The 13436-nt window shown below is 58.4% G+C and carries 16 protein-coding genes; 6 read left to right on the plus strand and 10 right to left on the minus strand.

Annotated features, from left to right (window positions below):
• On the minus strand, window positions 1-1717 hold a 1717-nt coding region (locus QVP03_RS00840), incomplete at its 3' end, for a protein-disulfide reductase DsbD family protein (RefSeq protein ID WP_288210578.1).
• Window positions 1718-1783: 66 nt separating this feature from the next.
• Here QVP03_RS00840 and QVP03_RS00845 point away from each other — a divergent pair.
• On the plus strand, window positions 1784-2683 hold the full coding sequence (locus tag QVP03_RS00845; RefSeq protein ID WP_022331798.1) for a glycosyltransferase family 2 protein: 900 nt from the start codon (window positions 1784-1786) through the stop codon (window positions 2681-2683).
• 8 nt (window positions 2684-2691) lie between these two features.
• Here the strand turns inward: QVP03_RS00845 and QVP03_RS00850 are convergent, their stop codons facing one another.
• From QVP03_RS00850 to QVP03_RS00885, 8 genes are all read right to left on the minus strand, one after another.
• Window positions 2692-3978, minus strand: a complete 1287-nt coding sequence (locus QVP03_RS00850) for an NUDIX hydrolase (protein WP_022331799.1) — start codon at window positions 3976-3978, stop codon at window positions 2692-2694.
• Between the two features lie 127 nt (window positions 3979-4105).
• Entirely contained in the window at window positions 4106-5107 is a 1002-nt protein-coding gene (locus tag QVP03_RS00855) for an adenosine kinase (RefSeq protein WP_022331800.1), read from the minus strand.
• Window positions 5108-5137: 30 nt separating this feature from the next.
• Window positions 5138-6118, minus strand: coding sequence for a 6-phosphofructokinase (gene pfkA / locus QVP03_RS00860; RefSeq protein WP_022331801.1), 981 nt, complete (start codon window positions 6116-6118; stop codon window positions 5138-5140).
• A gap of 131 nt (window positions 6119-6249) precedes the next feature.
• On the minus strand, window positions 6250-7584 hold the full coding sequence (locus tag QVP03_RS00865) for a PspC domain-containing protein (RefSeq protein ID WP_022331802.1): 1335 nt from the start codon (window positions 7582-7584) through the stop codon (window positions 6250-6252).
• A gap of 18 nt (window positions 7585-7602) precedes the next feature.
• Entirely contained in the window at window positions 7603-8406 is an 804-nt protein-coding gene (locus tag QVP03_RS00870) for a head GIN domain-containing protein (RefSeq protein ID WP_022331803.1), read from the minus strand.
• A 27-nt stretch (window positions 8407-8433) separates the two neighbouring features.
• Window positions 8434-8763: a PadR family transcriptional regulator gene (locus QVP03_RS00875; protein WP_022331804.1), complete on the minus strand. Its 330-nt coding sequence runs from the start codon at window positions 8761-8763 to the stop codon at window positions 8434-8436.
• A gap of 6 nt (window positions 8764-8769) precedes the next feature.
• A complete protein-coding gene (locus tag QVP03_RS00880) occupies window positions 8770-8979 on the minus strand; it encodes a PspC domain-containing protein (protein WP_018696608.1) in 210 nt (69 codons plus the stop codon).
• Between the two features lie 4 nt (window positions 8980-8983).
• Window positions 8984-9502, minus strand: coding sequence for a PspC domain-containing protein (locus tag QVP03_RS00885; protein ID WP_022331805.1), 519 nt, complete (start codon window positions 9500-9502; stop codon window positions 8984-8986).
• A 246-nt stretch (window positions 9503-9748) separates the two neighbouring features.
• On the opposite strand from QVP03_RS00885, the gene QVP03_RS00890 reads away from it, so the two are divergent.
• The 5 genes from QVP03_RS00890 to QVP03_RS00910 are packed head-to-tail and all read left to right on the plus strand — an operon-like array spanning window position 9749 to window position 13000.
• Window positions 9749-10267 carry an RNA polymerase sigma factor gene (locus QVP03_RS00890; RefSeq protein ID WP_022331806.1) on the plus strand — a complete coding sequence of 173 codons (519 nt, stop codon included), beginning with the start codon at window positions 9749-9751 and terminating at the stop codon, window positions 10265-10267.
• Window positions 10242-10676 carry a hypothetical protein gene (locus QVP03_RS00895; RefSeq protein ID WP_022331807.1) on the plus strand — a complete coding sequence of 145 codons (435 nt, stop codon included), beginning with the start codon at window positions 10242-10244 and terminating at the stop codon, window positions 10674-10676. The genes QVP03_RS00890 and QVP03_RS00895 overlap by 26 nt, the downstream gene beginning before the upstream one ends.
• Before the next feature lie 11 nt (window positions 10677-10687).
• Window positions 10688-11584, plus strand: coding sequence for a hypothetical protein (locus tag QVP03_RS00900; RefSeq protein ID WP_022331808.1), 897 nt, complete (start codon window positions 10688-10690; stop codon window positions 11582-11584).
• A gap of 19 nt (window positions 11585-11603) precedes the next feature.
• Window positions 11604-12497 carry a hypothetical protein gene (locus QVP03_RS00905; RefSeq protein ID WP_288210579.1) on the plus strand — a complete coding sequence of 298 codons (894 nt, stop codon included), beginning with the start codon at window positions 11604-11606 and terminating at the stop codon, window positions 12495-12497.
• Between the two features lie 17 nt (window positions 12498-12514).
• Window positions 12515-13000 (plus strand): DUF4252 domain-containing protein, encoded by a 486-nt coding sequence (locus QVP03_RS00910; RefSeq protein ID WP_022331810.1) that lies wholly within the window; start codon window positions 12515-12517, stop codon window positions 12998-13000.
• 25 nt (window positions 13001-13025) lie between these two features.
• Here the strand turns inward: QVP03_RS00910 and QVP03_RS00915 are convergent, their stop codons facing one another.
• Complete coding sequence (locus QVP03_RS00915) at window positions 13026-13247, minus strand: hypothetical protein (RefSeq protein ID WP_022331811.1); 222 nt, start codon at window positions 13245-13247, stop codon at window positions 13026-13028.
• Window positions 13248-13436: the final 189 nt, after the last annotated feature.

Below are 13436 nucleotides of genomic sequence, written 5' to 3' on the forward strand. Positions count from 1 at the left end.
AGAGCGGTTTGCCGACCTTTGCGGCATAGGCCTCGGCTTCTTTCAGGTCGAAGAATCCTTCGAGGCCGTGGGGCAGGTGCAGGAAATCGCTGTGCTTGGGTTTCTGTCCCTCGACGGTCAGCAGCATGCGCGTTTCTCCGCCCGAAGCGGTCGGCGCTTCCTTCCCGATCACGAAATCCTGCGTATGCAGCGGCGGCAGGTAGCCCGAGAGGCCTTTGAGCGGGGCGCCCCACATGCCGGGGATCAGGTATACGACGAACGAGAAGGTGACGATGGCCAGTGCCAGGCGTCCTACGCCCAGGTAGGGCGTATCGCTGTCGTGCGCGAATTTGATTTTCCCCAGCAGATAGAGCCCCAGGAGCGAGAAGGTCACGATCCATACGGCGAGGTATATCTCGCGGTCGAGCAGCCCCCAGTGGTAGGTCTGGTCGGCGACCGAGAGGAACTTCATGCCGAGCGCCACCTCGATGAATCCCAGCACGACCTTCACCGAGTTGAGCCATCCGCCGCTTTTGGGCAGCTTCTTGAGCATCGACGGGAAGAAGGCGAAGACGGTGAAGGGAAGCGCGAAGGCGACGGAAAACGCCAGCATGGTGACGATCGGGCTCCAGAATTCGCCCGACGTCGATTTGATAAGCACCGAACCTACGATCGGGCCCGTGCAGGAGAAGGATACCAGCACGAGGGTCAGGGCCATGAAGAAGATGCCGGCCAGGCCTTTCGAGTCGGCTTTGCTGTCGGTTTTGTTGACCATCCACGAAGGCATGGTGATCTCGAACGCTCCGAAGAACGATGCGGCGAATACCATGAATACGAGGAAGAAAAGGATATTGGGCAGCCAGTGTGTCGCCAGCCAGTTGAAGATGTCGGCCGTCACGGCATCGCCCCCGACGATGCGTGTGATGACGATGATTGCGGCTATCGGCAGCGTGTAGAGCGCGACGATGAAGAACCCGTACATGCCGGCGCGGAAACGTCCCATCGCGGGGCTGCCGGAGCTTTTCATGAAGAACGATACGGTCATCGGCACCATGGGGAATACGCAGGGGGTCAGCAAAGCTGCAAAACCCCACAGGATCGCCTCGATGATCAACGCCCACAGCGAGCCTCCGCCTGCGGCGTCTTTCTGCGCAGGTTCCGCTGCGGCCTGTGCCGAGCCTCCGTCGGCATTGTCCGGGGCTTTCGCAAGGGCGGCCTTGTCCGCAGTTCCCGCTGGGGCCGTATCCTGCGGCGTGGCGGCCGATGCCGTCGCTGCGCCGGCCTGTGCCGTCAGGTCGATCGTCATTTCCGTATCCTCGGGCGGCATGCAGCTCGTGTCGTCGCAGATCATCCACTCCAGCTGGGCCGTGACGGCGGCCTTTTCGGCCGCGAGCTTCACCCGCTGGGCGAATAGCGCCTTGCCGGCAAAGGTGCCGATCTCCATCTCGAAGGTCTTGTCGTAGTGGCGCTCGGGAGTGGAGAGTTGCTCTACGCCGCCCTCGAGCGTAGCCCCGGCACCCGCGGTGAAGGTGATCGTCGTGGCATTGGGCCCGCCTTCATAGGGCCCCATGTCATACATATGGTAAGGCGCGGGGATCGAGGCTTCGAGTACGATCCGGTACATGTCGCCGTCGAGGTGCTCCACGGTGCTTTTCCAGCTTACGTTTTGCGCCGAGACCGCCGTCACGGCAAACATGGCCGCTATGGGCAGCAAAAGGGTACGAAACAGATTGTGCATAGTCGTATCGCTTATAATTTGTGCAAATATAACGGTTTTTTACGGATAAATTGCTACATTCGCACGATGATCCGCCTCTCGCTCATAATCCCGACGCATAATCGTGCCAGACAGCTTCTCGCGGCGCTCGAATCCGTCGTGCGGCAGGACATGCCCGCCGGGGAGTGGGAGTGCGTGGTGGTGAACAACAATTCGACGGACGATACGCCCGCCCGGTTCGCGGCCTTCGCGGCACGGTATCCGGCGCTCAACCTGCGCATGGTGACCGAGACCGGCCCGGGGGTTTCCTATGCCCGCAACCGGGGGATCGCGGAAACTTCGGCGCCCTACATGGCCTTCATCGACGACGACGAACGTATCAATGCGGGGTTTATCCGGGCGTATGCCGAATTCTTCGACGCACATCCCGATGCCGTCGTGGCCGGGGGGCGCATCATTGCCGAGTATGTCTCGGGACGTCCGGCGTGGATGTCGAAATATACCGAACTGCCTGTCGCCAACCCGATGGATTTCGGCCATGCCGTACGGCCTTTTCCTGCCGGACGTGTTCCCGGGGGAGGCAACATGGCTTTCCGCCGCTCCGCAACCGTCCGATACGGCGGGTTCGACCCTTCGCTGGGGCGTGTGGGAGGGATGCTGGTCGGTGGCGAGGAAAACGATTTCTTCGAACGCATGATGCGCGGCGGCGAGACATGCTGGTATGTCCCCGATGCCGTCATGTGGCATATTATCCCGCCCGGAAAACTTACCGAGGACTATTTCCGCCGCCTTTGCTACAACGTCGGCGTGAGCCAGCGCCTGCGGGCGGGCATCTACCGCCGTTATCCGAAGGCCGTTGTGCTGGAATGTATGAAATGGGCGGCTACGCTGTTGCTTTCGCTGACGATGTCCCCCCGTAAATCATTGTGGCTGATTCGTATGCGTTACGAGATCAGCCGGGGGCTTTTCTCCCGTGCCGGCCATTGAGCTGTGCTTTAATTGCGTACGGGGATTTCCTTGCCGAAATAGCGGCAAAGCATGATGTAGCACATGTAGAGCGCCAATGAGGGGTGCTCTTCTTCGCATCCGGGCGAGAGGTTGAGCGCCATGTCCGAAAACCGCCCGAAATCTTTTCCGTCCAATTCTCCCGTTTCCCCCAGTATCTGGTAGGTTTCGAAATCGTCCCGCTGTTCCTCGCAGCTGGGTTCCAGTTCGGCTATTTCGAACGAGCTGGCGTTTAGCCGGGTCAGGCAGCAGAACTCGGGTTTCCCGCCGCGCCCCAGGTCGCGGTAAAAGCCGATGACCTCCGTGTGTCCGATCCGGCCTGCGGGGAGGTTGGTTTCTTCGCGCAGCTCCCTCTCGGCTGCGGCTTTCAGCGTCTCCCTGAAATCGGAGTCCGGACGCAAATCGCTGAAGTCGACCGATCCCGATCCCGAAGGAGTCAGGCGGTCTGTCGAAGTGAGGGCCTTGTCGTTCTGGTGGAGGATAATGACATATCCGTCGGTTGTGACGGCCAGCGTCGAAATGCCGATGTGGTCGCTCATGACCGATTTTTCGAGCCGGCGTACCGGGTAGTTGGCGATGTTCGCGGGAGGGGTCATGCCCCAACCGCTTTGGTGGGAGAGTTTTTTCGTATAGATTACGTTCGTCAGGTAGGAGTTGTAGTAACAGCCTTTGCATACCCGGACGTACCATTCTCCGCCGCTTTCCCCGAATTCGGATGCCATGCACAGTTTGCGCTCGTTGTAAAAACTGCCGTTCCTGTTCTTCATTTCGTGCCACTTGCCGTTGAGGAACGGCAGCAGGATGTCCCGGTAATTCTTTATGTATTTCAATACCCGCTTTTCCTTGTCGGTGCATAGTATCGCATGGATGGGGCGGTCTGCTTGCAATAAGCGGTCTATGTTGTCGCTGTGCCGCAATACGGTGCCCGGGAAGGCGATCGGGGCGGCGGTATAAATCTCATCCAACTCGTCGGCTGCCTCCGGAGTCTTGTGCCGATAGATGTCGTGGAGGTTGTAATACTCCGTCTTACGCGTGTAGGCGTAGAAATCCTTTACGAAACAGATCGTCTGCCAGATAAGGGTCGTAAAGACCAGGAACAGGAAAAGGAACAGGTTGCCGGTTTGCATCAGCGTTTGGTAGTCGATGGCCGAATAGAGCAAAATGGCGAGGTCTATGACGATCGCGACGATATTGATGTAGCCGATTCGCTGGCCGTAATGGATAAAGTCCAGCCGGTTCCTGATTTTGACTTTGGCCGAAGTCCATATTTTGTCCATGCCGCCGGTGTTTTGTGTCGTAAAAATAACAATAAATTCCGATTTTACCGGTGTTGCCGGTCGGTTCCTGCCTTTGGAATAAAGAAAGCGGCCTTACGGGCCGCTTTCTTTATTCCAATTTTCCGGGTCAGAACAGGTATTTCTCGTTCCTGACCTTGTTCACCAGGCGCGAGATGTCCTCCCAGGCCTCTTCGCCGAAGGTAGTCCCGACGACTTCGATGACTTTGCCCGCCGTGATGGCGCCGATCGTGCCGCACTGGCGCAGCGAGAGGTTCTCGCAAAGCCCTGCGAGGAACCCCGCGGCGTAGAAATCCCCGGCGCCCGTCGTGTCGACGCGTTTTGCCGCAGCCAGGATGCCGACATGCACCACTTCGTCGCCGTGCTTGATCATGGCGCCCTTGATGCCGATCTTCACCACGGCCAGTTCGCACATCTCCGAGATGCATTGCAGGGCGTTCAGCGGCTCCGCCTCGCAGGCGAAGGTCTTGGCTTCGTCCTCGTTGGCGAAAACGATGTCGACATAGTCCCTGACGAGGTTACGCAGGAATTCGAGGTTTTCGGCCACGATGTTGAAACTGGCCAGGTCGATGGCGACCTTCAGTCCGCACTCCTTGGCCGTGCGGGCAGCCTTGCGGATCAGGTCGTGGTCTTGGACGATGTAACCTTCGATATAGAGGCAGTCGTACCCGTCGAAGATCGCCGGGTCGATCTCCGCGGCGGTCAGTTCGAGTGCCGCGCCGAGGTAGGTGACCATTGTCCGCTCGCCGTCGGGCGAGATGAGCGACACGCACTTGCCCGAACGTTTCGAGCCACGGAAGATTACGGGTTCCACGCCCAGGTTTTCGAGTGCCTGGACGAAGAAGTCGCCCGTCGTATCCTGTCCGACCTTGCCGATGAACCCGACCTGGCAGCCCAGTTTGGCCATGGCGCGGATGGTGTTGCCGGCCGAACCGCCGAGCGAGAGCGAGTAGGGCAGTCCTGCCACGGATTTCGAGATTTCGGTCTGCAGTTTGGTATCCACGAGGCTCATCGAGCCTTTGGCGAGTTTGAAGCGACCCAGCACGGAGTCTGATTCCAGGTTGACCAGCATGTCCGTCAGGGCATTGCCGATTCCGATAACACGTTTCATTCGGTAAGTTCGGGGTTGTCTGTTGTGAAATTATATGGAGAGTATCTTTACCAGATCGAGCGAATTGCGGTCGATGCCCTTGTTGTGCATGGTCGCCTTGGCGAAGGGGACGTAGGCGATCTTGCCGTTCTGGATGCCGATCATCACGTTGCGCTGTTCGTCGAGGAACGCCTCGATGGCTGCTTCGCCCATCCGCGAGGCGAGGATGCGGTCTACGGCCGTCGGTGACCCGCCGCGCTGGATATGCCCCAGGATCGTGACGCGGGCGTCGTACTGCGGGAACTCCTTCTTGACACGTTCGGCCAGTGCCGTGGCGCCGCCCGTCTTGGGGTTCTCTGCCACGATGACGATCGCCGAGTTCTTGCTCTTGCGGAAGCCGTGGTTGATGAGTTCGGCCAGCTGGTCGACCTCGGTGTCCATTTCGGGGATGATAGCCGCTTCGGAACCCGTGGCGATGGCGCTGTTCAGCGCCAGGTAACCCGCCGTATGTCCCATGACCTCGACGAAGAAGAGTCGCTCGTGGCTCGATGCCGTATCGCGCAGTTTGTCGACCGCCTCCACGATCGTGTTCAGCGCCGTGTCGTAGCCGATCGTCGAGTCCGTACCCCCGAGGTCGTTGTCGATCGTCCCGGGAAGCCCGACGATGGGCACGTTGTACTCCTGCGCGAAAATCCCTGCGCCTGTCAGCGAGCCGTCGCCGCCGATGACCACCAGCGCGTTGATGCCGGCTGCGACCATGTTGTCGTAAGCCGCCTTACGTCCTTCGGCCGTGGTGAACTCCTGGCTGCGCGCCGTTTTGAGGATCGTGCCGCCCAGTTGGATGATGTTGCTCACGCTCTGGGACTTGAACTCTACGATCTCGTTGTATACGAGACCTTTGTATCCGCGCATGATACCCTTTACCGTAAAGCCGTTATAGATTGCGCTGCGGGTTACCGCACGTATTGCCGCATTCATGCCGGGGGCGTCGCCTCCCGATGTGAGAATGCCGATGCATTTGCTGCCAGCCATAGTTTTTCGTTTAAACACAAAATCCCTCAAAGGTAGTAATTATTTTAAATTTTTCAAAAAAACGAGGGCGCTACCCGTGGGTGCGCCCTGCGTTCCGAAAAAACTTTTTATTTTACCTAACGCCTGTGGCCTTATTCGGTCTGCTGCTCCTGCGCAGCAGTGTCTGCGTCCGCCTCTGCGGCTGCCTGCGTGCTCTGTCCGGCCTCTTCTGCCGAAGCCTTGCGGCTTTTCCCAACCTTCACCCGTTTGCCGTCGGCCTTTACTTCCAGCCCGGCCTTGTCTTTGTCGATCGTAATGTCGATCGATTTGTTCGGGATGCTGATGTGCAGCGTCTTGTGGCCGTCTTCGATGACGTTCTGGCTTTCGTACTCCTTGAGCAGCTTTTGTACCGTCGTCGTGTCGTTGTCGATCACCACTTCGGTGTTGAGCACCTGTTCGATCACGTTACGCTTGGCGCGGAACCGGTCGCCCACATCCTCGCGGATGGCAATGCAGGCGCATGCGATGAAACTTGCGAGCCACAGCAGGAAGATGACCAGCACGGTCGTGCCTCCGGGCTTGCGCGAAGCGATGAGGCACATCAGTACATAAATGAGCAGTATGACGGGAATCAGTACAATAAATATGCCGAGAATAGGTACCCACAGCGTCATGCCCAGCGGGAAGAAAGGCGAGAGTATGCCTCCGCCGCCCACGACCAGGGCGAACAGCCCGATAATCAGGGCGCAGGCCCCCATGATAAGCCCGAATACGAGCAGCCCCGCGAAAAGCTTGAGCAGGATCAGCACCACCTTGCCGAAGACCGAGACGGCCTCCGCCACGATCGGCTTGGCCCTGACGTCGGGATCGCAGCCCGCGGTGGCTTCGGTGGTCTCGCGGATCGACTGTGCGGTGATTTTTTCGCCGTTCATTTCGAGCTTCTGGCGTGCCGTGCGTGCCGCCGGTACGGCGAACCACATGATAACGTAGCAGATGACGAAGATGCCGAACAGGTTGCCCATCATCGATCCCGTCCAGTCCATGAACGGAATCCAGTGCAGGAAGCTCAGCAGGATCGGCAGGAACATGCCCAGCCGGATCCATACGGGATCGACGTCGAAGTACTTGCCGATGCCGGCGCATACGCCGCCCAGCTTGGCGTTCTCCGTGTCGCGGTAGAGGCGGCGCGGGATACGCGGCTCTTCGGGGGCTTTTTTGTCCGAACTCTCCTCGGAGATGTCCTCGACCGAGCCCATCTGGTGGATGATATTCAGGATCAGGGGTTTCTCGACCACGCGGGTGTTGTCCTGCGTTGTGAGGATCAGCTCGGCTATGCGGGCTTCGATGTCGGCGACGATCTCGGCTCCGTCGGGCGTATCCTTGTAGGTCTTTTTCAGACTGTCGAGATAGTTCTCCAGCTCCTGGTAGGCATCGGCGTCCATCGTGAACGCTACGCCCGATATGCTGCATTTTTTAACCTCTTTCATAGTTGTGCCGTTGGGGGATTATTTCCTGCTTACGCTGCCGCCGCTCGATTTGCTGATGCTGGTCTGGCAGTCGCCCGTGTAACGGATCGAACTGCCGCTCGAAGCCTCGGCGCGGAGTTTGTCCGTGCAGTTGACCGTAGCTTTGGCAGCGCTCGAGGTGTCGACGCTGCAGTCGGCGACCGTGAATTCGGCGGCCGAAAGTTTTGCGGCCGAGCTCATGTCGATGCTGCATTTGTCGGCGGAGCCCTTCAGGGTGATCTTCGAAGCGCTCGATGCCCCTACCGTGCAGGAGCCGGTTTCGATGGCGGCGTCGATGTTCGAGGCGCTCGATGCGGCCACTGTGCAGGAGGTCGATTTCACGGCCGCGTCGATTCTGGCGGCACTCGATGCGTCGATCGAGAATTTGTCGGCCGTCAGCGTGACGTCGCTCGTGATTCGTGCGGCGCTCGATGCGTCGAGTGCGCGGATGCGCCCGTTGGCTGGGACGGTGACGGTCACGTCGGCGTTCGATACGTTGTTGACCGACTTGTCGATGGTCGCCGTCAGGCGTCCGCCCTTGGCCTCCACCACTACGTATTCCATAATGTTGTCGTCGGCTTCGATCGTGATTTTGCCGGTCGCCTTGCCGGTGATGACGACCTTCACGGCGCGTGCCGCATCCACACGGTCGAAATCCGGGGCGTCGATGGTGCGCGTGACGATGTTGCCGCTGCCTTTGATGCCCTTGCCGAAGAGTACCGACGGGGCTGCGATGCAGACGAAATATGTGGTGGCGGTGATCATGGTGCCCAGCAGGACTGCGATCAAAAGTATTCTTTTCATGGTTGTAATTATTTAAGGGTTGATTTTTTATTTTCCGTGGCGAATGACCTGTATCTGGCCTACGAGTTCGTCCCAGGCTTCGTCGAGCGTTTTAAGATATTCACGCCCCTTGTCGGTCAGCGTGTAGTATTTGCGGGGCGGCCCCTGCGGGGATTCTTCCCAACGGTAAGTCAGGAGCCCCGAATTTTTCTGCCGTGTGAGGATCGGGTACAGCGTACCCTCGACCACGATCATCTCGGCCTCTTTGAGTTCGGCGATGATCTTCGGAGCATACGAATCTTCGCGGGAAAGGATGGCGAGGATGCAATACTCCAGGATTCCCTTGCGCATCTGCGCTTTTACGTTGTCTTCAGCCATAATGCTTTATTCGGTTAATCGCTTCGGAGCCTTCGGTACGATCAGCCAGAGGATGATGTATACCCAGAGCGAAAGCCCGCCGAAGAGTATGAGGATGAGAGTTGCGATGCGTATGAGCGACGGGTCGAGCCCGAAGAAGTCGGCCAGTCCGCCGCAGACGCCAGCGATGATGCCGTCGCGTACCCGGTACAGTTTTTTTGTTTTGTCCGTTGCCATGGTTTTATCGGTTTTTACGGTTAATATTGAATTTCGGGGCGGGTTGTTCGGGGATGATGATCCAGAGGATGATGTAAGCCCAGATCGAAAGCCCGCCGAAGATTATCAGGAACAGCATGAGGAGCCGCATGACCGTAGCATCTACATGGAAGAAGTCGGCCAGCCCTCCGCAGATGCCGGCGATCGAGCGGTCGGTGCGCGAGCGGTAGAGCTTGCGGGTTTCCGGCTCGGCTTCCTCGTCCTCCTGCCGGGCGGTGTTGCCGCGGCGCTCGCCGAAGTCCGAGGGTGCCCCCATTCGATGCATCGCCGTGCGCACCGTGTCGAGGGTGATGACGCGCATCGGAGAGGAGACGATCTCGCGGAATATCTCGGCAATGCGTACCTCGATGTCGCCCATGGTTTCGGTGTCGTATTCGGGCAGGCGGCTGCGTATGTCGTCAAGATAACTCCTGAGTACACGGTAAGCATCTTCGTCGAGGGTGAAAGCCTGCGAGCCGATATTTACGTTTACTGTCTCTTTCATAGTCGTAGAGGTATTTTAGGGTTAATATTTCCGGTTTACTACTACTTTGGTATTGCAAATATAATACATATTTTAGTATTATGCAATACAAAGTACTAAATTTCTTCAAAAAATCTGCATTTTTTTGCCATACCTATATTATAGGAGCTCCGGCATGGGATCGGAAAGGCTTCTATTGAGGAAAAAATTACGATATTTACCGATCCGGTGTTGCGTTTTGCCCGGCTGCTTCGTCTTACAAATACAATGAAGGAATTCGAATTCACCCGTTACGTTGTGCCGCTCCGCGACCGTATGTTCCGTTATGCACAAAGCCTGCTGCTTTGCGCCGACGAGGCCGAGGACGTGACGCACGACCTGCTGGAGCGGTTGTGGACGGAGCGGGGGCGGCTCGACGGTTGCCGTGACATCGCTTCCTTCGTGATGGCAGCCGTGCGCAACCGTTGTTACGATTGCCTGCGCCGGCGGCGGGCGGACGGGCGCCGCAACAATGCTGTGGCAGGATGGGCGGAGCGTGCGACGACGGGGGATGCCGAAGGGTGGGAAGCGCGTGACCTGGTGCGCCGTGCGATGGCGGAGTTGCCCGGGCGGCAGCGCGAGGTGTTGTACCTGAAGGACATCGAGGGTTATCCGACCCGTGAGATTGCCGGCATGGTGGCTTGCGACGAAGCCCAGGTGCGCGTGATCCTCTCCCGCGCCCGCAATGCACTGAGGGGAATACTGAAAAAAATGATGGACGATGAAAGAGCGGAAAGAACGGATTGAGAAGTTGTTGGAGCGCTATTTCGAGGCGCGGACGACCGATGCCGAAGAGCAGGAACTGAAGGCTTATTTCCGGGAGGGGGAAACGGATCCCGGTTTGCGCTATGCCCGGGCGATGTTCTGCGGCATGGACGGACTTGCCGGGGAATGCCTGCCCGAGCGGGTGCAGGCCTTCGGGCATAGACCCGGCAGGAAGCGGAGGTTCCTGCGCCTGTGCGGGATCGCGGCAGCGGCCGTCGTGGCGCTCGGCCTTTTTCTGTGCGTGGAGTACATGCGCCGCCCCTATTGTTACATCGACGGGCAAGCGGTCTACGACAAGGACGTCGCCATGCGGACGACGGTCTATTTGCAGGGTTTTTCCGAGTTCGCCGACCCTGAGCATCTGGTCGAAGAATTGATTGTGAACGATTAAAATGATATGTCATGAAGAAACTGTTTGTTTTTGCGGGGGTATTGCTCCTGGCCTTTTCACCCGTTGCGGCGCAGAACGCCGACTCGGTTCGTTTCCGCCGTGCCGACGGGAAACCCGTGACCATCGAAACCGTCGACCGCGACTCGCTGGGTATCGACACGCTGCGGCGTATCGACACGGTCGACAACGGCCTGGTGACCCTGCGCGACGGGGGACGCGACGGCAGCATGGTGCTCGAAGTCGCCGGCTTCGGCCTCCGGCTGGGGCATACCCCGATGCAGAAGATGGAGGTGAAATCGCCCCGGGTTTGGCTCAACCTGCTCAGCGATATGGAGTTCGGTTTCACGCAGTTGACCGGGGTCGATTACTCCGGCTATGCCCCCGGTGAGGCGGGGTTCCTCGACCAGCGACTCGGCCCGTCGTTTCATTTCAGTTTTTCGGTCATGCAGATATGCCTGTCGCTGAACCGGAGCCGGACGCTCAGCCTCGGCCTCGGCCTGCAATACACGCTCGACAACATTCGCCTTGCCGATTCGGGAATCACCCTTGGCAACATCGGCGGACGCCTCGTGCCGGTAGCTCTGGACGAACCGGCCGACAAGTCGAAGGCGGTCACCTCCTCGCTCGGTATTCCCGTGCGGTTGATCTACGAGCCTGTGAAACGCCTCCGGATCACGGCCGTCGCCTATTCCGATTTCATGCTGGGGGCGGATGCCATCTATAAAAAACCGAAGGAGAAGCACAGTTTGTCCGGATTCCGGGCATACCAGTTCGGCCTGGGTGCGTCGGTCGCATACCGCGGGTTCGGCCTTTATGCCCGTTACGGTATCACGCCGCTGTTCAAGCACGATGCCGGCCCCGACTGCCATACGGTCTCGTTCGGGTTTGCCTATTCGCTCTCGCTGTAAAACCTGAAACGGAATGGCTATGAAAAGATTATTATTGGCACTTATTCTGCTTTTGCCTTGGCTGGTATCGGCGCAGACCGAAGGTGAACTCCGTGTGCAGCGGGGAGGAACCTGCGAACGGCCCGTTATGGCGATGAACCGCGATTCACTGGGGCTCGATACGTTGCGGAGGATCGATACGGTGGGCAACGACCTGATGGCACTGCGCGGAGCAGACCGCGAGGGCAATGTCATACTCGAGGTGGCCGGGTTCGGGATTACACTGGGGCGTGCCCCGGAACCGGAGTACGCCGATGTGGTGACCCGGTCGGGGCGTGTGAAACTCTATCTGTTCAACTGTGGTGAATTCGGGTTCTCGCAACTGGTTGGGGTCGATTACGACGGTTATGCCCCCGAAGAGAAGGGTTTTCTCGACCAGAAGCTGGGGAGTTCGATCCATGTCGCAGCCTCGGTTTTACAGGTGCAGGTTGCTCTGAACCGCAACCGTACACTCTATTTTGCCACAGATTTGAATTTTGCCGTGGATAATTACCGGCTTTCCGATGCGCAAATCCGCCTTGGGTACGAACATGGACGCCTCCTGCCCGTGGCGCTGGACGAACCGGCCGACAAATCGAAGTTCGTCACTTCGTCGCTCGGTATTCCTCTGAGGCTTATTTACAAGCCTTTCAGGAATTTTCAGGTGTCGGCCATCGCGTATTCCGACTTCGGGATCGAGCTGACTTCACTGCATAAAAAGCCGAAGGTGCAGTACGAGCTTTCGGGATTGCGGACATATCAGTTCGGTGTGGGCGGTTCGGTTTCCTATAGCGGTGTCGGGGGTTTCGTCCGTTACGGTGTGACGCCCCTTTTCAAGAAGGGGGGCGGCCCCGAGTGCCATACGCTGAGTTTCGGCATTTCGCTGCTCATGTAATTATAATCACGGAATCCATGAAACGATTGTTATTGATATTTGCCCTTTGCCTCTTCCTGCCGCGGTCTGTATCGGCGCAGAGCAGCTCCGTGGACAATTTCTTCCGGCGGTACGATGCCTCCGAAGGATTTACCAGCGTGCTGCTGGAGCAGAAGATGATGCAGATGATGAGCCGTCAGGCCGCGCAAAGGGGGGATAAAGGACTTGCCGTATTACTGAAGGACATTGAGTATATCCGTATCATTGCTCTCAAAGGCGGGGACAGCGGGATGCTGGTGCGCGATGCCGAGGCCGCCGTCGCCGCCGACCGGAAATTCCAGCCCGTCACCTCCGGTACGGAGGACGGGCAGACCACGAAGTTCTATATCCGGGAAACGGCCCTGTCGGTCAAGTCAGAGCTGGTGATGATTACCTACGGTGCGAAGGAAACCGTTGTGGTGAACATCTACGGCGAGTTCGACCTCAAGCAGGTGGCGCGGCTTTCGTCGATCCGCCCGCAATAAAGGCTGGGGCTTCGCCGGCTCCGTTTTACTCCCCGCCCGGATCGTTCCGGTGCCCTTCTTCGTCATAGATCGGCCTGTCGCCCTCTTCGGTCTCCCGGACGGCACCCGGGATCCTGTCCGCCAGCGGGATCTCGGTTTCCACGAGATTTTCGTCGATCAGGGTTTCGTCGCGTTCGTCGCCTGCGAACCCGTTGTTTTCGGTGGAGATGACGGTGCGGTCGGTCGGAAATTCTACAATTCTTTCCATGGCATTGCGGTTTTGTTTTTCATCCGTCGCCGCAAAAATGATACCGCCTGTTTCCCCGCGCCCTGCATTGGAGCGAGACGACGGCCGGGGATGGGCGGGGCGCATATTGAGAACCGGAAGCGGAGTTTGCATAACGATACAATAAAAAAGGGGAGGGACAATGAACTGCACCCCAAAAGTTGGACATAA

Origin of the sequence: Alistipes sp. CAG:29 (assembly GCF_000435435.1) — a bacterium.
GTDB classification, from domain to species: Bacteria; Bacteroidota; Bacteroidia; order Bacteroidales; family Rikenellaceae; genus Alistipes; species Alistipes onderdonkii.